The organism is Chryseobacterium culicis, from assembly GCF_900108365.1.
GTDB classification, from domain to species: Bacteria; Bacteroidota; Bacteroidia; order Flavobacteriales; family Weeksellaceae; genus Chryseobacterium; species Chryseobacterium culicis.
Window position 1 is genome coordinate 308,711 of sequence record NZ_FNWQ01000004.1, and the last position, 19,186, is coordinate 327,896.

Genomic DNA, 19,186 nt, shown 5'->3' on the forward strand with positions numbered 1-19,186 from the left:
TATTATTGTAGATTAGTTCCTGCTGCAGCCATGATATGTTCATCAATTCTTTTAAAAATATCAGGACTGTGCTTACGGATTTTAATGCGTACATACTTGGAAGCGGGCATATTAGCACCATTCACTACATTATTGATGGATACCAAAACATTGGTTTCCGGAAAATAAGTCATTGTACTTTTCTGTGGAATAGGATATTTCACAACAATGAAGAGAGGGGCAATTCTTTCAATCCCGTCATCATAGTTGAAAAGATCTACGTGATCTCCTTCATTAAGTCCGGCTTTTTCAATATCCTTTTCATTCATCATCACAATTCTTCTTTCATTAAAGATACCGCGGTACCGGTCATTCAAACCATATACAACTGTATTGAACTGATCATGGGTTCTGGTTGTTCCCATTAAATACTCGTCCTCAGCAAGCGAATTATCCGGCACAGCTGTTATATTGAAAGCGGCTTTTCCTGGATGAGATTCACTGTTGAAGACACCATCCCTTGGACCATTCGGAAGGTAAAAACCTCCTTTCTGAATGACTCTTTTATTATAGTTTTCAAATCCCGGAATGCATTGTTCTATATCATGACGGATAGCATCATAACTGTTGATGAATTTATCCCAATTGATCACGGAGCGTTTACCTAAAACGGCTTTTGCCATTCTGCAGGCAACATGAGCCTCGTTGATGAGATGTTCTGAAATAGGATCCAGAACGCCTTTGGAAGCTTCTACAACTCCCATTGAGTTTTCTGTGCTTACATGTTGGATTTCTCCATTAATGATATCTTTTTCGCTGCGGGAAATCACTGGCAGAATAAGTGCTTCTTTACCATGAATCAGATGGTTTCGGTTCAGCTTTATAGAAACAATTACCGACATTTCCAGGCTGCGCATTGCTTCTGCCGTAAAGGTTGTATCCGGTGCGGCTGAAAGGAAATTACCTCCCATACAGAACATAAATTTCACTTTTCCCTCATGCATCGCTTTAAGCGCATTGACAACATCATATCCTCCTTTTCTTGGTACTTCAAAACCGTAATACTCCTGAAGCTTATCCAATTGCGCGGTAGTGGGATGGTGATTAATAAGTAATGTTCTGTTACCCTGTACATTACTGTGACCACGAACAGGGCATGCTCCTCCTCCACGGATTCCTATGCTTCCTTTCATTAATAAGAGATTCACAATATTATAGATCATTTCCACACCATTATGCTGCTGCGTAATTCCCATGCCCCAGCACACAATCATACGTTTTCTGGAAGCGATCATTTGTGCGGCTTCCCGTAAGTTCTCAACGGGAATTCCGCATTCTTCCGATAAAAAATTAAGATCGTACCTTTTTAATTCTTCCGTCAATTCGTTGAAGCCCGCTGTTTTATCCGCTATGAAATCCTGATCAAGAACTTTTCCGGGATTTTTCGCTTCTTCTTCCAATACCAGAATTTGAAGGGCTTTTAAAAGCGCCATATCTCCATTGATCCTAACGGGCAGATAAAGGTCCGACAGTTCAAAAGGTTTATTAAGTAGAGCACGGACTTCCTGAGGGTCTTTGAAACCTTTTAAACCTGCTTCAGGAAGTGGGTTGATAGCTATAATTTTTGCACCGTTCTTCTTCCCTTTTGTGAGTGCGGAAAGCATTCTTGGTGAATTGGTTCCCGGATTCTGCCCTATAATAACGATAAGGTCCGTATCATAAAAGTCTTCCAGTTTTACAGTTCCTTTTCCTATACCTATGCTTCTTGACAGTGCATAGCCGGAAGTCTCGTGGCACATATTGGAGCAATCCGGAAAATTATTGGTTCCGAATTCCCGGGCGAACAGCTGATATACCCAGGTTGCTTCATTACTTGTTCTTCCCGATGTATAAAATATGGCTTCATCAGGTGAATCCAGCGCATTTAACTTTTCCGAAATTTTGGAAAAAGCATCATCCCAGCTTATTGGCTGATAATGCGTTCCTCCTTTTGGCAGATACATGGGTTCTTCAATCCTTCCCAACTGACTGATTTCAAAATCTGTCATTTTTGCCAGATCATATACTGAATTTTCTTTAAAAAATGCTCCTCCAATTTTTTTTGAAGTGGCTTCTTCAGCCAGGGCTTTTGCTCCGTTTTCACAGTATTCGCCCAGACGGGAACGCTCGTCATCCGGATCGGGCCATGCACAGCTCGGACAATCGAAACCATCAAACTGATTCATACTGAAAAGCGCCCTTCCGCCACGGAGAACCGATGCATTAAGTACGAGCTGATCCATTGAGTGAATCACAGCAGGAACTCCTGCTGCCCAGCTTTTTGGAGGTTTCAGATTCAGATTCAGCAGCTTATAGGGAGGTTCTGCCGAAGGTAACTGATTGTTTTCATTTTCTCTTTTGAATACCTCTTTTTTTTCCATGATGTGTATATTTTTAAGAAATGACCATTAGCATTTCATGTTGGGATTCGGGTAGTTGTCACTTTGATCTTCTAATGTATTATCAATGCATACAAAATCTTTTTCTATTAAGAGTTTAATGTTTCCAGCCTGTCCTTCAAAACCTACCCTGTCTGTTGAAATCCATTCTTTTATCATTGTTTCCGGCATTTTCAGCACAATTCTGTTGTCAATAAATTCCGCAGAAAGTTCTTTATTTTCTGTTTGTTCCAGAGAATAGATAAACGGTCGGTTCACAAATTCAGTAACGCTTGAAATTGTTCCGTCTACTCCCAGTTTTGCTACTTCAGATTGGGTGAGACGAAATCTTACTGAGTTATCTTTGATTCTTATTTTCATAATAGATTTTCAATGTTAAAATGGCTTCCTGAATGGTATATATTCAACCGGTTATCCCGTAAAAAGCCTACTAATGTAATATCAAATTCTTTTGCCAGATCTACCGCCAGGCTTGATGGAGCACCTATTGCTGCAACAGTGGAAATCCCTGCCATTACAGCTTTCTGTATAAGTTCAAAGCTGGCTCTTCCGCTTAACACCAACATTTTGTCATGGAGCGGAAGCATATCTGCTGACAATGCATGTCCTATGAGTTTATCCAATGCGTTATGCCTTCCTACATCTTCCCGTAGTGCGAGCAAATTGCCTTCTGCGTCAAATAAACCTGAAGCATGTATTCCGCCTGTAGCGCTGAAATTATTCTGGAAAGCCTGCAGCTTGCCGGATAACTGGTACAATGTTTCCAAAGTGACCGTTGTATTTCCTTTTTTATGGTGCTGAAAAGCGCTTACTGTTCTTATAGATTCTATGGATCCTTTTCCGCAGACCCCGCAACTGGAAGTGGTATAGAAATTTCTTTCGGTCTTCATCAAGTCCGGTATGAAGCCTTCTGTAAGCTCAACTATGATAATATTTTCTTTATTCTTTGCGCAGGCCTCGGAGAAATATATATTCTTAATCTGCTGCTTGCCGGAAATAATTCCTTCCGTAAATAAAAAACCGGCTGCCAGTTCCTCATCGTTGCCTGGAGTACGCATGGTTACCGATATATTTTTGAATTCCAGCTGACCTCCTTCATGATAGGAAACTCTGATTTCCAAAGGTTCTTCTACAGAAACATCATCGGTATAAGCAAAACTGAGGTTATCCTTAACTTTGATGATTTCTATCTGATTTATAGCTCTATGTGGCAATAGATTCGTTTTCATACTATAATGACTGGCCTAGTAAAGGTACAAAATTTTATTCCTAATTATGGATGTGCAGAAACCCATTCTTCACCATCTTCAAAAATTTCTTTCTTCCAGATCGGAACGGTCTTCTTAATATTTTCAATCATATAACTGCAGGCATCAAAAACGGTATTTCTATGCCCGTCACTCACTACTATCATAATAGCTGCGTCACCGGGATATAATATTCCGGTACGGTGATGCACCACAATATTCTTTACCGAAAACAGGGAAATTGCTTGATCTGCTATTTTCTGTATTTCTTTAATGGCCATAGATTCGTAGCATTCATATTCCAGACGGGTAACGGGTTTCCCTTTGGTATGATTGCGAACGGTTCCTACAAATGATGCCATCCCGCCGCATGCTGCATCGGAAGCAGCAGTAAAGCAGGTAACAAGATCTAGTGTGTTTTCTGTTATTTGTATATCTATCATGTTTTTACCCACCGCTTACCGGAGGAATTATTGCTATTTCGTTAGAGCGTGTTATTACCTGATCATCATCCGCATATTCATCATCTACGGCAATAAAGTAAGATTTTAGTTTTTTCAGCTCCGGAAAGTCCTTTTCCAGAAGCTCTTTGAGTGCTTTAACTTGTGATCCTTCATTGATTTCTATCTCTTTTTCTGAAGCTCCGAAAATATCTTTCGTAATTCCGAATGCCAATATTTTAACTATCATTTCAATTTACCAATATTTAATTACAACATTAATTCCTGCTGCCAGAACCAGAACAGCCGTCATTCTTTTGATCACTAGAGGATTCCATTTCAGAGACATTCTGGCACCAATTTGCCCGCCCATAAATACCGCAAAACACAGGCTTAAAATCCTGGAATAGTTCATATCTGCTGAAAGTCCTGACAATTGACCAAAAATCCCGGATATAGAATTGACCAGAATAAAAACACTTGAGGTGGCTGCAATTTTTCTGGGAGTATCCCATTTCATAAGATTTAACAGTGGAGACAGAAAAATTCCTCCTCCAATACCCACTAATCCGGATAGAAATCCGATTCCTCCTCCTAAAAATCCATTCTTGATTAAGGAACTTTCTGTATTTTCTGAAATTTCACCTTCATATTGGGTTTCTGTTTTGATCCAGAGTAATAATGCTGCGAGGATTAAAGTAATTCCAAGAATAAGAAAAAATGTTTCCTGGCTTATTTTTAGGACAGCTCCAAGATAGGCCATTGGAACACTTATAAGAGCCAGCGGAAGTATTTTTTTCCAGTTGACCTGTTTGTTTTTGATATAAATAATTACACCTCCCATTACTACAATAACATTACATACGAGGGCCGTTAAGCGTATTTCCTGATAAGGCAGGCTGTACATCGCCAGTACTGCAAGGTAGCTGGATCCGCCGCCGAACCCTACGGAAGAGTAAACAAAAGCAATGAGTAAAAAAAACAAAAACACCTCCCAATGTCCCATACATTTTCAGAATTAATCTTCTTACAATAATAGTCTTTTTTAAGGCTCCATCGAGTTTTATATACAAAAATTTTTGTCCTATTTTCGGGAATAGAATATTATAAATGGTTTAATTTGAATCGTAAAATATCTTTTGTTAAACTCTATCAATTCTCTTATTATTTCTAAGCTCCTGCTTCATTTTACGGTATTCCCACGGAGCCACTGCATTTTTATCCTGCCAAAGTCCGGCCTTTTTAAGCTTTGCGTTCTCCTGAATTTTGCCCAACGATGCATCTTTAGAATAGGAAAAATACCACCAGCCCATTCCAGCCTTTATCAGTTCTCTGGAAAGGTATTTTCCGCCATCATAGTACACTTTCGCAACAGATCTTCCGTAGCGGTCTGTGTTTGTTTCAACAAAGCTTACTGTTTTTCCAAATACCTGGGCAGCCGTAAACTGTTTGGCATTTTTACCGAACGCCTGCCCACTTTCCGGACAATCGACTTCGGCAAGTCTAAGTTTCTTTTGCTGATTTCCTTTTAGCAATAAAGTAATGGTATCTCCGTCTGAAATTTTAATCACTTTTCCGGTAGTCTGTGAGAATAAGAATACAGGGAAAAGTAAGTACACCAACATTAATCGTTTCATGGGATAAAGATAAGCTTTATAAAAGATAAAAATTCATGAAACATTGTGTTCAGAGGATAAAATGTTCGGCATCAGAGATTAAATTTTACAACGAAAAATTCATTTACGGAAAATTAAGTCTGCAAAAGAAACGCTTTGGTAATTGGGGAGAAGAATCCTTTATCCCAACAGGTATGAGAAAAAAAGTATTTTTTTTCCTTTTTTTTATGAGATGGTAAATCCGTGATTATAAATAAAATAACGACAAACAAAGAGGTTTAACAAAAAATTAATTAAAAATTATTCTTCATTTTATTTTTTTATTTGAAAAAGTATTGTACCTTTGCAACCGCAAAAACGAAGTAAATATCGTTACTGATGACACCCTCGGGGCGTAGCGTAGTCCGGTCATCGCGCCTGGTTTGGGACCAGGAGGTCGCAGGTTCGAATCCTGCCGCCCCGACTGTTTTAGTAGTTTTTTCAAAACTATTTAATGGGTGCGTAGCTCAGCTGGATAGAGCATCTGCCTTCTAAGCAGACGGTCAAAGGTTCGAATCCTTTCGCGCTCACTTAAAGAGACAACTTTTTAAAAGTTGTCTCTTTTTTTATACCCATAAAAATTACATAACCCAACTTTGCACCTTGGATATTTTAAGCTCATTTGATGCTATTTTACTGATTAAGGTGATAAAGCAATCAGTTAAAACTTCCTCTGAATTCCAGCGGGCTTTGAGCCGTCTTGCTTTTAAACAGCTTGCTGAATGACTGAGAATGTTCAAATCCCATTTCATAAGCGATTTCACTGACAGATAAATTGGTGGTGGATAATTTTTCTTTGGCTACTTCTATCAATTTGTTGTGTATATGCTGCTGTGTATTTTGTCCGGTCAGGGTTTTCAGTAAAGTGCTTAAATATTTGGGGGAAATATTGAGCTCATCTGCAATAAACTGTACGGAAAGCAATCCTTTCTCTGCAATTGTATGTTCAAAATATTCATCCAGTAGTTTCTCCAGCCTTTCCAGAATCTGGTGGTTGCTTTTTTCCCTTGTTATGAACTGACGATTGTAAAATCTTTCTGAATAATTAAGCAGGCTTTCAATCTGTGAAATGATAATCTGCTTGCTGAACTGGTCTATATTCGTCTGATATTCCTGTTTAATATTATCAATAATGCTATTCAGCGTTTTTTGTTCCTTTTCGGAAAGAAACAGTGCTTCATTCACTGAATAATCAAAATACTCATATCTCCTGATGCCTTTAGCCAGTGCAGTGTTCCACAAAAAATCTGGATGAATGAGCAACAGCCAGCCTGAGCGTTCTTCTCTGGCCGCAGGATCAGATTGAATCCTGAAAACCTGGTTGGGCTCCATAAATGCCATGAGCCCGTCATCAAAATCAAATTCCTGTTGTCCATAATACATCTTTCCGCCAATACCTTTCTTTAAGGAAATCATATAGAAATCTAAAACCAGATTTACTTCATCAATGTTAGCTGGTCTTTTGATAGAAGAATAATCTATAATACTGACAAGCGGATGCTCAGGATTTGGCAAACCACGCAGTTTATGGAATTCGCTTATTGTTTTTATTCTTTGTGTCTCTCTTTGCTCCATACACAAATTTAATTTTATTTTTCCGGTTAATGCTTATACATTCAGTGTTTGTTTTACCAGGGCAATTCGTCTCCGTTTCTGTCAAAAAATTTACCGGTGGGAACATCAGATAAAGTGCAAAATTTCACAATTATACCTGCTGCCTGTTCTGCTGTTTGTGTTCCCTGATACTGATTAAGATTAGTGGCCGTATAGCCCGGTTCAACGCTTACTATTTTAAAACGGGTATCCTGTAATTCTTTGGCCAGCAACAGCGTAAAAGCATTCAATGCTGTTTTAGAAGAGCTGTATGCATCATATATCCTATAATTAGGATTTTGAGAATTACTTTGAACAGACAGCGAACCTAAGGGACTTGAAACATTAATGATCCGAGGTTCATCTGACTTTTCCAGCAAATCAATAAACTGTTGGGTAGTCTGCACGGCACCAAAAAAATTGGCTTCGAAAACATTTCTTAAATTATTGAGATTGTTTGAAGACATATTCTGGGGCTGTTCGCCTACAATAGCTGCATTGTTGATCAGCACATCCAGCTGCTGTGCCTTAGCTTCCAGTTTTTCTTTGGCAGATCTTACTGAATCAATATCTGTGACATCCAATTGAATAAACTCTACATGCTCCAATCCCATTTCGTTTAATGTATTTTGGGCCTCAATTCCGTTGGCTTCATTTCGGCTTCCGAGATATACATAATAGCCTAATTGTGACAACTGTTTGGCGGTTTCGAAGCCAATCCCCTGATTGGCTCCTGTAATGAGTACTTTTTTCATTTTTGATTTTTAATTGATTATCGTGCTCCGATATGCACAAAATGGTTAAAAATAATTTTGTTTCATATCATCTGTAAGGCTGATATGTTCAGGTTTCCAGCCTAAGAGTTCCGTCGTTTTAAAATGGGTTGCAGGGCTGTCAAAAGTTATAAATCTGCTCAGCCATTCAAAATGCTTTGCGGTTTCTTCTTCAGACAGTGATGCAGCAGGTAAATTTAGCTGTGAGCCAATCAGTTCAGCAATTTCTTTCATTTGAATTCCTGTGTCAGCCACGCCATTGTATACTGCTCCTTTGATTCCTTTTTCAAATGCCAGACGGAATAATCTTGCCGCGTCCAAACGATGAACAGCCGTCCACCGATTCAACCCCTCACCAGGGTAGCCTGATAAGCTGTTGAGACGGGCCTGCCCAATGATGAACGGAACAAAACCTCTGTCACCTTTATCATGAACAGACGGTGCCAAGCGGATAACGGAAGCATTTATACCTTTTTCAGCCAATGCCAAAGCTGTAGTTTCGGAAGATCTCGGAAAACCAGATGAAAGGCTCTCCTCTGTAATATTTCCGTCAATAAGGGGTAATCCTAAAATCCCTGCTGTCACTACAATAGCCTTGTCTGTTCCCATCAGTACCTCTCCTATTGCATTTATTGCATTTTCGTCAATTTCCACAGCCTTTGCAAATTGAGTAAAATCATGGAAAAAACCCGCATGAATAATACCGTCTGAATCTCTGGCACCCTGCTTTAAAACTTCCCTGTCTTCAAGATCGCCCCTTAACACTTCTGCACCTTCCTTGCGAATTACTTCTGCTGACTGTTCTGAACGTGCCAGGCCTACTACCTGATGTCCCGAAGTAATCAGTTCTTTAACGATTGCAGAACCAATGAAGCCTGAAGCTCCTGTTACAAATACTTTCATTTTATGATTTTTTTTGATGGTACAAAGTTCCAATGAATAAAGAAAACAGGTGTAATCAAATGTCAGATTATTGTATCCAAAAAGGAAAAATTCTTTTTTGTTAATCATACCCATCCAACTTATTTTTCTACGAGAGCTCTATCACATCCATTTTCAAATGAAGCTCCTGATTGAATTTTTGTAATGAACTTTTTAACAATATAAAATTGAACCCTCCAGCAACAGGTAATAAAGCGAGAAACTGGAAATTTGCGTAAACATAAATTTTAATGAAAAAAGAAAGTATACTTGCAATTTTCCTATTTGCCATGACTTCTGCTCAGGTAGGAATTAACACGAAAAATCCAACAGAAATTCTGGATATTAACGGAACAGAGAGAGTTAGGGACCTTCCGAAACATCAAGCAGCAAATGCTATTTTCACAAAGCCGGATGGATCTTATTCAGGAAATAAAGATCAAACATTCATCGCTACCAGGAGGGTTGTAGCAGATGCTAATGGTGTACTGGGATATATGGACGGATTGTCCGGCGAAACCGGTAATTCCCGCAGAAACATCACAATTGGCTATTCAGCCGGTTTATGGGATGGAAACCTTTATGCAATCGGTGGTTCTGGCTTCCCTGCGTTTAATTCTCAACTTCAAAATAAACTTAATTACGGAGCCAATGGGATTTATAATAAAATATCTGGTATTGACTTCTTACAATTCGAAGGACAGATTAATAATTATACCGCAGCCCAATTAAAAAGTATAGTGGATGTTTTCTGTATTGGTGTGACGCCCGGAGCAGAATTAGATACTACAGTACTTACCAAGATCAGGGATTTTGCAGAGTTGGGTGGCGTGGTAATCATTCTTCTTGATTCTGGCAGAAATACCCAGGCTCTTCAGGTATTTGGCGGAAGTGGAAACGTAGGAAACGGTACAGGAGTTTCTTATTCCACAACCGGAACCACAGGCAGTAATGGCATTTTCGGAAATGTAGCGGGAAACACTGCTATTTTCGGAGCTCAAACTGCGGGAAGAGTTTCCTATTCTCAACTTCCTCCTGCCAGCACCATCTTAGCTACCGAAGGAGGAGCAGGAACATCTTTTGCCGGTATCTGGACAGCCAGGACTCATGGAAGAATACTTTTCTTTTGGGATGAAGGCGTATTTAGATATTCCGGTATTAACGGCACTTACATCGATACGGATCAGGAAAAATATTTGCACAATATCATGGCATATGCACTAGACAAATTAAACCTATAATTTTCCAATTGTATAAAAGCTGCAGTCTTTTTTGAATAAAAACATCAGGCAAATTTATGATACAAGTGTCATAAATTTGCTTTTTACCGGTCTATAACATTTTCTACATTTTGACAAAATTTGTTTTTTTGTCGAAAATATTTTATTTTTGCATTCATATTTCAGAACTTTTCAGACATGTCATCTCACACGGAACAAGATCAGCTTTCACAACAAATCCTGGAAACCGCTTCAGGACTGTATTTGAAATATGGTTTAAAGAAAGTGACGATGGATGATATTTCAAAAGCAGTGGGAAAAAGCAGGACTTCCATCTATTACTATTATAAAAACAGAGAGGAGGTATTTCAGGCTGTTCTGGAAAACTTAATCCGCGAAGTTATTTCTGAGATTGATTCTAACATGAAGAAGAAAAAAACTTTCGAAGGAAAAATTCAGCAGTTTTGTCTGTCGAAGGTAAAAACATCGGAAGAAAGATCTTCATTTTTCAGAGCAATAGAAGCCGGGATGGATAATGAAGAGAAATCAAAACATATTACCGATGCCCACAACCGGATGATGGAGGCAGAAAGGAATCTTCTTCTTAATTTATTTTCAACGAGCATCAACACTGGCGTTATCCCCAAAGTTGCTATTGAAGAGCAGGAAACCATTATTTTTATTCTGCAGAGCAGTATTAGAGGAATAAGGCGCGAGATGAGTCTAAAAAACAGTTTTAAAAGTTTAAACAATACAGTGAGCACCCTGACCTCTATGGTCATCAGATATATCGGGTAAAAATTTTTTATAAAATTTTTGACATTTTTACAATTTTCGTCAAAAAGTCTATTTAAAAAGATGAGTAAAATAAGTAATATCAGTACATTCCGCGCTTTCAGAAGCACCAACTATACTTTGTATTTTTTCGGGCGTTCTGTTTCTCAATTTGGGACATGGATGCAGCGTACAGCAGTGGTATGGGTTGTATACAGCATGACGCAGTCTGCATTTATGCTGGGATTAACTATTTTCGCAGAACAGTTTCCCTCATTTTTGTTCTCAGCATTCGGAGGCGTTGCTGCAGACCGCTATAACCGGTATAAAATTATACAAATCACTCAAATTCTATCATTAATTCAGGCTTCTCTGCTGGCTTTTCTTGTTATGACCGGTCATCAGAATATCTGGAGCTTCATTGTACTCAGTGTTTTTCTCGGCATTATCAATGCTTATGATATTCCTGCCCGGCAGGCGATGATCAATGAGGTGGTAACCGATGACGAAGATCTTCCAAGCGCTTTGTCTCTGAGTGCTGCAATGGCAAGTATAGCCAAATTAGCGGGCCCTGCTCTTTCCGGTATTATTCTGCAAAAATTCGGAGCGGGAACATGCTTTCTTATAAACGCAGCCAGCTTTGCAGCAGTAATGGTTTCCATTTCTCTGATGAAAATAAAAATCATTCCTAAAAAGCCTGTTAAAAAAGGAACTTTTACAGAATTGGCTGAAGGTTTCAGATATCTGAGAAAAGAACCATCCATTAGCCTGGTTATCATTATGCTGAGTATTACAGGTTTATTGATTTTACCATATGATACTTTAATTCCTGTGTATGCAAAAGAAATTTTTAAAGGTGATGCTGAAACATTCGGCTATATATCAAGTTTCATTGGGATTGGGGCAGTTCTTGGAACCGTGTTTCTTGCTTCTCTGAAAAAGGGCGCTTCCATGAGAAATATTCTTATCCTGAGCACTGCTATTCTGAGTATCGGACTGATCTGCTTTTCATACGCCACTAATTTCTACTGGTCTATGTTCTTTGCAGCGTTAACAGGTTTAGGTGGTGTAGCACAGTTTACGACCTGTAATATCATCGTGCAGTCTGAAGTAATTCCCGAAATGCGTTCAAGAGCGATCAGCATTCTGCTGACCGCCATATTCGGGATGCTGCCTGTAGGAAGTGTACTCATCGGATTTGTTTCTGAGAAAATAGGAGCCCCGAAAACTTTGCTGCTGGAAGGCTTGGCAGGGATTTTAATTGCGGTTGCCTTCAGACGCTTATTGTTCAAAAAAAATAAGACCCTAGCCTTAAACAGTCAGCTTTTAGAAGAATCAGAAGAACAGTTCATCAATAAAATACCCTAAAATGAAAAACATGAAAACAGCGTTATTAGTGATGGATATGCAGACCTCTTTACTTTGCAGGCTGCCAGATACAGAAGAACTGGTATCTCATGTAAGAAAAGCTATTAAAACTGCCAGAAACCATCAAATTCCGGTTATTTACGTTACGGTGGGGTTCAGGCAGAGAATGCCGGAAATAAGCTCGCACAATAAAGCATTTTCAGGAATTAAACATCATATGGAGGATGTGGATATGAAAGAATGGACAGCTATTCATCCTGATCTTAGTCCTGAAGAAACAGATATTGTGATTACTAAGAGAAGATTCAGTGCTTTTACCGGAAGTGATCTTGAAGTTGTTCTCCGGGGGCTTGATGTTCAGCATCTGGTACTCGCAGGGATATCTAGCAGCGGAGTTGTTTTATCTACGGTGAGAGAGGCTTCTGATAAAGATTATCAGCTAACCGTTATTGAAGACGGCTGTAAGGACGGAGATCAGGAAGTACATGAGGTGCTGATGAGAAAGGTTTTTCCAAGACAAGCTGATGTTATAAAGGTTAATGACTGGTTACAATAAGATGCAGAGCCTTTCTTTCTCTGGTTGAATTTATAAAAAAACCGCTGTATTGACAGCGGTTTTATATATTCGGAATTTATTGTTATTTCAACTTGTAGGAACTTCCGTTCCAGAGATAAGTTTTGGAGGAGCTTTTCTTTTTCTCTCTGTCATTCTCATCCACTTCCATATCTTCCACTTTCAGGATAAATGCGTTGGAAACTCCACCTTTATCATTAGGAAAAACATATTTTTCACTGTGGTAATAAGCACCTGCATCCCCTACGTTCATGAGCTGCGGAAGGGCAATCAGTTTTTTATCTTTAAAAAGAACGTACTGATCATAGCCTGCAATTCCACATGCTTCTCCCGAAACTATTGCTTTTAAGGTAAATTCAACATTTTGCAGTTTATGGCTGCTTTCCATATTGAATGAAGCAAAACTCAATTCTTCTCCTTTTCCGGTATCAAAATACACCTCATCAATGCGTGTATTTCCTTCCATTACTTTTATGCCGGCAATATTCTGTTTTTCGATCTCACTGAATTCTTTATTCTTCCTGTCAATGGTTTTCGCAAGGCCGAAAAGGAAATCATAGCCGTTTTTGCTATGGTATCCTACGCAAAGATTACCGCCCCAGACGTATCCTTCCATTGTGCTTCCTCCTTTCTGATAAGAGATTTTATACCAGTTAGCATTTCTTTCTCCCAACTTCAGGGCTGTATTTTCTTTTTTAAGAATCATGACCTGCTGATTGGCCTGCAGTGAATCTGCAATACGGGCATTTACGCCGGGTTCTGATCTCACGCGGGTCCAGTCTGTAAAAACCTTCTGAATTTTATTTTCTTCAAAATTAAAAACGCCATCTGCATACACTTCATTTTCCTGAGCTGTAAACCACTGCAGCATCAGTAAAAATAAAGCGGTCCATAAAGTTTTCATAGGTATATTTTGTTTTTTGTGTTATTTTTCGAGCAGAAGACTTACCCATTCTTCACGCTGTAATTGCTTTTTCAGCTCCAGCCCGCTCTCTCTGCACACTTCCAGAATATCATCCACATCGAAGAAACACAGCCCGGACAGCAATAGTTTTCCTCCGTCATTCAATACTGAAACATACGTTGGGATATCTGAAATCAGGATATTTCGGTTGATATTGGCTAAAATGATATCAAAGTTTTCTTTTCCCAGGTTTTCTGCAGTTCCCTGTTCAATATCGAGTTCTACATTGTTTCTTACTGCATTTTCTTTAGAATTTTCCACTGACCATTCGTCAATATCAATAGCTTTTGTATCTCCGGCTCCCTGCTGTTTTGCATAAATGGCCAGTACGGAGGTTCCGCATCCCATGTCCAATACTTTTTTACCATTGAAATCAATATCCATCATCTGCTGGATCATCAGGTGAGTGGTAGGATGATGCCCGGTTCCGAAAGACATTTTCGGCTGAATGATTATTTCATGCATTCCCGGTACAGATTCATGAAATTCTGCTCTGATCAGGACCTTATCATCAATATTGATAGGAGAGAAATTCTTTTCCCACTCTTCGTTCCAGTTGATGTTCGGCATTTCTTCGAAAGAATATTCAATTTTTACATTTTCATTTTCAAAGATCGGCAGTGCTTTCAGCTGATCTTCGTTAAACAAATCTGTCTGGATATATCCTAAAATTCCGTTGATTTCTTCTGTAAAGCTGTCAAAACCTATTTCGATAAGTTCTGCCATTAATATCTCATTCCAAGGCTGCAATGGAGAAATCTTGAAATTGAATTCTAAATAATTTTGCATGTGACTAATTTGCTGCAAAAATACTAATGTTATTACGGTTAAAAAAATGATGGGGGAATTTTTGGCTGAAACCGGGGAGTTTTTTGATTTTTACCCACAGATTTTTTGAAATATAATCTCAAAAGTCAGATTATTTGGCTTTTGTCATTCTGAACACAGACTGAAAGTCTGCGAACGTAGTCCCTAAATGCTGTGAAGAATCTCATATTTTATTATCTATTTTTTCCCACAGATTACACGGATGACACAGATGATTGCGTATACTATATTCAATAGGGACGGGCTTTAGCCTGTCTTCAAAATCAAGACAAATTCCATTGGCTTTAGCCAAAATTTATTATAAAATACCTGGAAAATAAATTTCCGTATTGTTTTTCTTGAAATGTGAAAAATTCCAGGTTTTGGCTAAAGCCATATAGAACTTATGAAAAGAAAAAGCGGGCTAAAGCCCGCTCCTATTGAATTTTAAATTTTAAAACTTATTATGGATTCGTAGAGAAAATAGAACCGTTGGCAATTAATGCTCTTCTGTTCATTTTCAGGATATCTCTTACCCATTCTGCGAAATCTTCCGGCTGCAGTACTTTATCAGGATTTCCGTCAGTAAGTCCTCCCTGGATGCTCATATCAGAAGCAATGGTACTTGGAGTTAAAGTGATAACACGGATGTTCTGTTTTCTCCATTCTGCCATCATCGACTGTGATAATGATACCACAGCTGCTTTTGAAGCGGCATAGGCAGACATATTCGGTCCTCCTTTGAGACCTGCGGTAGATGCTACATTTACAATATCTCCTTCTCCTTTGGCTTTCATGAATGGGTGAGCTGCTTTAGCAGCATAATATACTCCAAATAAGTTGGTTTTAATAACCTGCTCCCAAGTTTCAGAAGGCATTTCTTCGATGCTTCCGAAGTCTCCGATTCCTGCATTGTTGATCAGGATATCAATTCCTCCCAACTGCTCTGCCAGAGATTCTATTCCAGCTTTTACCTGAATTTCATTGTCTACAGAGAATACTGCGTAGGCTGAGTTTACGCCGAGTTTTTTGATCTCTTCAACCGTCATTTTAAGGTTTTCCTCGTTTCTTCCTGTAATGGCAACGTTTACTCCTTCATGAGCCAAAGCAAGCGCCACAGCTTTTCCAAGTCCTCTTCCGCCACCTGTTACGATGGCATTTTTTCCGTTTATATTCATAGTAATGATACTTTTCTTATTACAAAGTTACGAAACAACATTTTTATGGGAGGCTGAAAACATGGATTTAATAGTTTTTTAATGGTTTTTGAGAAAGCTCCGACAGAAATTAAAACCGGCTCATAGAACCGGTTTCAAAATCTAAAAAAGGTATAGTAAAAAAAATAAAATGCTTAAGGAATCTGGATGGCGTTCTGAACTTCAAACTCTTCTGAAGCTGAGAATTCATTGCCATACATGTCTACAGCTTTCACCTCAACGGTGTGCTTTCCTAATGATAATTTCTTAGGGAAATCTGCTTCCCAAATATGTTTTGACATTTCGGGATTGGATGGTCTTCTTCCCGGAAGAATTTTCTCTGTAGCATCCCATTTAAAAACGGAAAGAGCAAAATTCGGGTCTATGGTTTCATCATATTCCATTTCCTCCCATTTTCCGCCGTCTATTCGGTATTCTACTTTGTCTTTTTTGCTTCCCATGAAAAAGTTGGCCAATACTTTTGCAGAAGTTCTTGATGAAGGAATTACTTTCGGAACATACAATCTGATCTGATACTCTTCCGGCTTTCCGGCTGTTTTATATTTTACTTTGTACTGATTGTCTGTAAAGCTGATGAATGAATATCCTTTTGCCGTTCCGTCTCTCATGGTTGAGGTAGGAAGCCCTGCTTCATCTGCTGTTCCGGAATACCAGTCTCCGCAAGTGGTTCCTACGTTATATTCGTGCAGTTCTTTCATTCCGTTCCAGCCTGCTTTTTTTCCATAGAAAATCTGCTGCTGGATGTGTGTATGTGCTGATAATAGCAAAACATTCCGGAAAGGATATAAGAAATCAAATAGTTTCTGACGGTCCGCATTTCTGAAGCTGTCTTCATTGTTGTGCTCCAAAGGGATATGGAAGGAAACGACAATCAGTTTATTTTTATCAACCAGTTTGAGATCATTTTCAATAAACTGAAGCTGGTCTTCACGGAATCCTCCCCAATATCCTTTGCCGTCCCTGGGATCGGGATAAAGAATATCATCCAGAATGATGAAATGCACATTTCCATAATTAAAAGAATAATTGGCCGGGCCAAAATTGGATTCAAAGGTTTCGTCGGAAAACCTGTCTTCTTTCGCATCATAGTTCATGTCATGATTTCCCATTACATTATACCATGGAAGTCCTACTTCCTTCATTACATCTGCATATGGTTTCTGAAGGCTCAGATTATCTCCGACCAGATCTCCCAAACTGATTCCCAGGACTGCATTTTTTTTAGTGCCCTTCACTTCATTTACAATTCCTCTCTTGAAATAATCCAGCTCTTTCTCTGTGTAAGGCTGCGGATCTCCAAAGACGAGAATGTCAAAGTTTTTGTCTTCTTTTTGAGGGTAAAGCGGGAAATTCAGTTCTTTAGGAAGGTCTCCTGTGGGTGCTACTCCTTTGTATTTAAAATCTGCCGGAGAGCCGTTAGGTTTATGATGATAATAGAACTGCGGAAGATTGTTTGCATTTAAAGCCGTCTGATAACCTGAAGGCTTGATCACAAAAATGGTCTGCTCTTCCTGAACCGGCAGGCTGTATCTTCCGTTTTTATCGGTAAGAACCACCTGAACACCATTGGAAACAGCTACTCCTTCTATTCCTTTCTCGCGGTTTTCTTTCTTTTGATTTTTGTTGCTGTCTTCGTAGATATATCCTGAAACAGAAGCTTGTGAAAATGCCATTGCAGAAATCAGCACACAAGGCATTAAGAATTTTATATTGATATTCATAAGTTTTAAATCTTTAAATTATTTCCAATTTTTTAATTCAGTTTATTTATTCCACCACATTTTTACATTAATATTGTCACCTCCCATGGACTGTACGGCTGCATTATAATTATCCGTATTCATTACCTTTGTTGTTGTTGGATACATAAATCTTACAGGCATCTTCCCGCCATTCTGAAGTCCGCCGTTATTAGGCAGTGCAGGTAATTGTGTACGTCTGTATTCATACCACTGCTGATGATCTACAAAAAACAGGGAAATGTATTTCTGAAGCATTAGCTTTTCCAGAGAGCCATCATACGCTACTTTAGGGTTACTGAAGTAATTGGCAGGAACTGCAGCCCCCCATTGCTCAATGATAGATTTTACGCCTGTTTCATAGTAAGTTTGCTGATTTCCCGCGATAATTCCTCTGTTAACCAATTCTGCCAAAATAAACTGAACTTCAGAATAGGTCATGATTAATATCTTTAAAGGGGCTTTTGCCAGATTTTGATTAAGATTAGAGGGCTGATAGCTGAAAGCTGTTCCCAACGCATATCCTGAAGGAGCTCCCTTATAACCGAGATCCTCTCCTGTGGTTGCTTTGGCTTTGGTAAAAAACATGCTCAGCCTTGGATCGTTATTATCCTTCATTGCATTCACAAAGAACTCACCTGCTGATCTGTACGCTGTAAAATCCTGTGGACGGGCTATTGGCGGAAGGTAGGGAGATACCCCTGAAAGCGGGAGCACAGCGCTGTCTGTATTATTCTGGAAAACAGGATATTGAGCCGGATTGCTGACGATTTCCTGAATTCTTTCATACACATTCACTTCTCCGTTTCTGCTGAGAATTCTGGTCAGTAATCTTAGTGACAATGAGTTACAGAACTTCTTCCATCCTAAAATTCCGGTCTGGCTGTTGCTATTGGCATTGTAAAACAAATCTGTTTCTGTAAGAGCCTGTGCTGTATTGAATAGTGAGTTGGCGGTTTTCAGATCATTTAAAAGCTGAATGTAAATATCTTTCTGCTTATCATATTTGGGTCTTAAAATATTTTCTTCAATTCTTACAGATTCAGACAAAGGGACATCTCCAAATGCATCAGTAAGATTGGAAGCAATCCATGCATTTAGAACCATGGATATCGCCAGATAATTATTATTCTGCTCCTTTATAGCATATTTTTTAAGATCGCTTACCTGCTTAAGCCATTTATAGGAGGTGTTCCAGTAGCCGTTACCGCTTTTTTCGTCCATGTAATATCTGCTGTACGTATTTCCTTCATTCGGAAAGTCCAGAGCAATCTGCATGATATCGAAAGTAAAATCATCCGCTCTGTTATATCCGTAGCTTCCCATTTCGTATTGGATGGGAGCTAGAAGACTTCCTACTGACGGATCTTTGATTTTACTGGTATCGGTATTGATTTCTTCAAACGTTCTGTCGCAGGACTGAAGCATGAAAACGCAAACAGCCAGTGTAACGCGTATGATTATTTTTTTCATTTTT

Annotated in this window: 19 protein-coding genes and 2 tRNA genes; 6 read left to right on the forward strand and 15 right to left on the reverse strand. The window is 39.0% G+C overall.

Annotated features, from left to right (window positions below; genetic code table 11):
* Positions 1-2: 2 nt before the first annotated feature.
* From BLW74_RS16475 to BLW74_RS16505, 7 genes are all read right to left on the reverse strand, one after another.
* On the reverse strand, positions 3-2,399 hold the full coding sequence (locus BLW74_RS16475) for an FdhF/YdeP family oxidoreductase (protein ID WP_089694072.1): 2,397 nt from the start codon (positions 2,397-2,399) through the stop codon (positions 3-5).
* A gap of 27 nt (positions 2,400-2,426) precedes the next feature.
* Positions 2,427-2,777: a DUF7009 family protein gene (locus BLW74_RS16480; RefSeq protein WP_089694074.1), complete on the reverse strand. Its 351-nt coding sequence runs from the start codon at positions 2,775-2,777 to the stop codon at positions 2,427-2,429.
* The gene (gene fdhD, locus BLW74_RS16485; RefSeq protein WP_089694076.1) at positions 2,774-3,646 is read right to left on the reverse strand and encodes a formate dehydrogenase accessory sulfurtransferase FdhD; all 873 of its coding nucleotides are present in this window, start codon (positions 3,644-3,646) and stop codon (positions 2,774-2,776) included. The genes BLW74_RS16480 and fdhD overlap by 4 nt, the downstream gene beginning before the upstream one ends.
* A 44-nt stretch (positions 3,647-3,690) precedes the next feature.
* On the reverse strand, positions 3,691-4,107 hold the full coding sequence (locus BLW74_RS16490) for a molybdenum cofactor biosynthesis protein MoaE (RefSeq protein ID WP_089694078.1): 417 nt from the start codon (positions 4,105-4,107) through the stop codon (positions 3,691-3,693).
* A gap of 4 nt (positions 4,108-4,111) precedes the next feature.
* Positions 4,112-4,354 carry a MoaD/ThiS family protein gene (locus tag BLW74_RS16495; RefSeq protein ID WP_089694080.1) on the reverse strand — a complete coding sequence of 81 codons (243 nt, stop codon included), beginning with the start codon at positions 4,352-4,354 and terminating at the stop codon, positions 4,112-4,114.
* Between the two features lie 6 nt (positions 4,355-4,360).
* Positions 4,361-5,110: a sulfite exporter TauE/SafE family protein gene (locus tag BLW74_RS16500; protein WP_089694082.1), complete on the reverse strand. Its 750-nt coding sequence runs from the start codon at positions 5,108-5,110 to the stop codon at positions 4,361-4,363.
* A gap of 136 nt (positions 5,111-5,246) precedes the next feature.
* Positions 5,247-5,741, reverse strand: coding sequence for a thermonuclease family protein (locus BLW74_RS16505; protein ID WP_089694084.1), 495 nt, complete (start codon positions 5,739-5,741; stop codon positions 5,247-5,249).
* A 367-nt stretch (positions 5,742-6,108) separates the two neighbouring features.
* Here BLW74_RS16505 and BLW74_RS16515 point away from each other — a divergent pair.
* Together BLW74_RS16515 and BLW74_RS16520 are read left to right on the forward strand one after the other, a co-directional pair.
* A tRNA-Pro gene (locus BLW74_RS16515) sits at positions 6,109-6,183 on the forward strand.
* Between the two features lie 32 nt (positions 6,184-6,215).
* Positions 6,216-6,289 (forward strand) — tRNA-Arg (locus tag BLW74_RS16520).
* A 127-nt stretch (positions 6,290-6,416) separates the two neighbouring features.
* Here the strand turns inward: BLW74_RS16520 and BLW74_RS16525 are convergent.
* The 3 genes from BLW74_RS16525 to BLW74_RS16535 are packed head-to-tail and all read right to left on the reverse strand — an operon-like array spanning position 6,417 to position 9,028.
* Positions 6,417-7,334, reverse strand: coding sequence for a helix-turn-helix domain-containing protein (locus BLW74_RS16525; protein WP_089694088.1), 918 nt, complete (start codon positions 7,332-7,334; stop codon positions 6,417-6,419).
* A 53-nt stretch (positions 7,335-7,387) separates the two neighbouring features.
* Positions 7,388-8,107: an SDR family NAD(P)-dependent oxidoreductase gene (locus BLW74_RS16530; protein ID WP_089694090.1), complete on the reverse strand. Its 720-nt coding sequence runs from the start codon at positions 8,105-8,107 to the stop codon at positions 7,388-7,390.
* Between the two features lie 45 nt (positions 8,108-8,152).
* The gene (locus tag BLW74_RS16535) at positions 8,153-9,028 is read right to left on the reverse strand and encodes an SDR family oxidoreductase (RefSeq protein ID WP_089694188.1); all 876 of its coding nucleotides are present in this window, start codon (positions 9,026-9,028) and stop codon (positions 8,153-8,155) included.
* A gap of 269 nt (positions 9,029-9,297) precedes the next feature.
* Here BLW74_RS16535 and BLW74_RS16545 point away from each other — a divergent pair, with 269 nt between their 5' ends.
* The 4 genes from BLW74_RS16545 to BLW74_RS16560 all read left to right on the forward strand — a co-directional run bounded on the left by BLW74_RS16545 (position 9,298) and on the right by BLW74_RS16560 (position 12,964).
* The gene (locus BLW74_RS16545) at positions 9,298-10,287 is read left to right on the forward strand and encodes a hypothetical protein (protein ID WP_139265759.1); all 990 of its coding nucleotides are present in this window, start codon (positions 9,298-9,300) and stop codon (positions 10,285-10,287) included.
* A gap of 177 nt (positions 10,288-10,464) precedes the next feature.
* Positions 10,465-11,064, forward strand: a complete 600-nt coding sequence (locus tag BLW74_RS16550) for a TetR/AcrR family transcriptional regulator (protein ID WP_089694096.1) — start codon at positions 10,465-10,467, stop codon at positions 11,062-11,064.
* A 60-nt stretch (positions 11,065-11,124) separates the two neighbouring features.
* Positions 11,125-12,408, forward strand: a complete 1,284-nt coding sequence (locus tag BLW74_RS16555; protein WP_089694098.1) for an MFS transporter — start codon at positions 11,125-11,127, stop codon at positions 12,406-12,408.
* A gap of 1 nt (position 12,409) precedes the next feature.
* A complete protein-coding gene (locus BLW74_RS16560) occupies positions 12,410-12,964 on the forward strand; it encodes a cysteine hydrolase family protein (protein ID WP_089694100.1) in 555 nt (184 codons plus the stop codon).
* A gap of 82 nt (positions 12,965-13,046) precedes the next feature.
* On the opposite strand, the gene BLW74_RS16565 is transcribed toward BLW74_RS16560, so the two are convergent.
* From BLW74_RS16565 to BLW74_RS16585, 5 genes are all read right to left on the reverse strand, one after another.
* The gene (locus tag BLW74_RS16565) at positions 13,047-13,886 is read right to left on the reverse strand and encodes an SH3 domain-containing protein (RefSeq protein WP_089694102.1); all 840 of its coding nucleotides are present in this window, start codon (positions 13,884-13,886) and stop codon (positions 13,047-13,049) included.
* A gap of 21 nt (positions 13,887-13,907) precedes the next feature.
* Positions 13,908-14,735 (reverse strand): 50S ribosomal protein L11 methyltransferase, encoded by an 828-nt coding sequence (gene prmA, locus BLW74_RS16570; protein WP_089694104.1) that lies wholly within the window; start codon positions 14,733-14,735, stop codon positions 13,908-13,910.
* Between the two features lie 482 nt (positions 14,736-15,217).
* Positions 15,218-15,931 carry a 3-ketoacyl-ACP reductase gene (locus tag BLW74_RS16575; protein WP_089694106.1) on the reverse strand — a complete coding sequence of 238 codons (714 nt, stop codon included), beginning with the start codon at positions 15,929-15,931 and terminating at the stop codon, positions 15,218-15,220.
* Between the two features lie 173 nt (positions 15,932-16,104).
* Entirely contained in the window at positions 16,105-17,667 is a 1,563-nt protein-coding gene (locus BLW74_RS16580; RefSeq protein WP_089694190.1) for a calcineurin-like phosphoesterase C-terminal domain-containing protein, read from the reverse strand.
* Positions 17,668-17,733: 66 nt separating this feature from the next.
* Positions 17,734-19,182, reverse strand: a complete 1,449-nt coding sequence (locus tag BLW74_RS16585; protein ID WP_089694108.1) for a SusD/RagB family nutrient-binding outer membrane lipoprotein — start codon at positions 19,180-19,182, stop codon at positions 17,734-17,736.
* Positions 19,183-19,186: the final 4 nt, after the last annotated feature.

What these genes read in the sequence shown, in the direction of transcription:
- BLW74_RS16555 (WP_089694098.1), top strand. Translation starts at nt 11,125, where the DNA reads ATGAGTAAAATAAGTAATATCAGTACATTCCGCGCTTTCAGAAGCACC.
- BLW74_RS16490 (WP_089694078.1), bottom strand. Translation starts at nt 4,107, where the DNA reads ATGATAGATATACAAATAACAGAAAACACACTAGATCTTGTTACCTGC.
- BLW74_RS16575 (WP_089694106.1), bottom strand. Translation starts at nt 15,931, where the DNA reads ATGAATATAAACGGAAAAAATGCCATCGTAACAGGTGGCGGAAGAGGA.
- BLW74_RS16560 (WP_089694100.1), top strand. Translation starts at nt 12,410, where the DNA reads ATGAAAAACATGAAAACAGCGTTATTAGTGATGGATATGCAGACCTCT.
- BLW74_RS16565 (WP_089694102.1), bottom strand. Translation starts at nt 13,886, where the DNA reads ATGAAAACTTTATGGACCGCTTTATTTTTACTGATGCTGCAGTGGTTT.
- prmA (WP_089694104.1), bottom strand. Translation starts at nt 14,735, where the DNA reads ATGCAAAATTATTTAGAATTCAATTTCAAGATTTCTCCATTGCAGCCT.
- BLW74_RS16530 (WP_089694090.1), bottom strand. Translation starts at nt 8,107, where the DNA reads ATGAAAAAAGTACTCATTACAGGAGCCAATCAGGGGATTGGCTTCGAA.
- BLW74_RS16495 (WP_089694080.1), bottom strand. Translation starts at nt 4,354, where the DNA reads ATGATAGTTAAAATATTGGCATTCGGAATTACGAAAGATATTTTCGGA.
- BLW74_RS16535 (WP_089694188.1), bottom strand. Translation starts at nt 9,028, where the DNA reads ATGAAAGTATTTGTAACAGGAGCTTCAGGCTTCATTGGTTCTGCAATC.
- BLW74_RS16505 (WP_089694084.1), bottom strand. Translation starts at nt 5,741, where the DNA reads ATGAAACGATTAATGTTGGTGTACTTACTTTTCCCTGTATTCTTATTC.
- BLW74_RS16480 (WP_089694074.1), bottom strand. Translation starts at nt 2,777, where the DNA reads ATGAAAATAAGAATCAAAGATAACTCAGTAAGATTTCGTCTCACCCAA.
- BLW74_RS16475 (WP_089694072.1), bottom strand. Translation starts at nt 2,399, where the DNA reads ATGGAAAAAAAAGAGGTATTCAAAAGAGAAAATGAAAACAATCAGTTA.
- fdhD (WP_089694076.1), bottom strand. Translation starts at nt 3,646, where the DNA reads ATGAAAACGAATCTATTGCCACATAGAGCTATAAATCAGATAGAAATC.
- BLW74_RS16585 (WP_089694108.1), bottom strand. Translation starts at nt 19,182, where the DNA reads ATGAAAAAAATAATCATACGCGTTACACTGGCTGTTTGCGTTTTCATG.
- BLW74_RS16580 (WP_089694190.1), bottom strand. Translation starts at nt 17,667, where the DNA reads ATGCCTTGTGTGCTGATTTCTGCAATGGCATTTTCACAAGCTTCTGTT.
- BLW74_RS16525 (WP_089694088.1), bottom strand. Translation starts at nt 7,334, where the DNA reads ATGGAGCAAAGAGAGACACAAAGAATAAAAACAATAAGCGAATTCCAT.
- BLW74_RS16500 (WP_089694082.1), bottom strand. Translation starts at nt 5,110, where the DNA reads ATGGGACATTGGGAGGTGTTTTTGTTTTTTTTACTCATTGCTTTTGTT.
- BLW74_RS16550 (WP_089694096.1), top strand. Translation starts at nt 10,465, where the DNA reads ATGTCATCTCACACGGAACAAGATCAGCTTTCACAACAAATCCTGGAA.
- BLW74_RS16545 (WP_139265759.1), top strand. Translation starts at nt 9,298, where the DNA reads ATGAAAAAAGAAAGTATACTTGCAATTTTCCTATTTGCCATGACTTCT.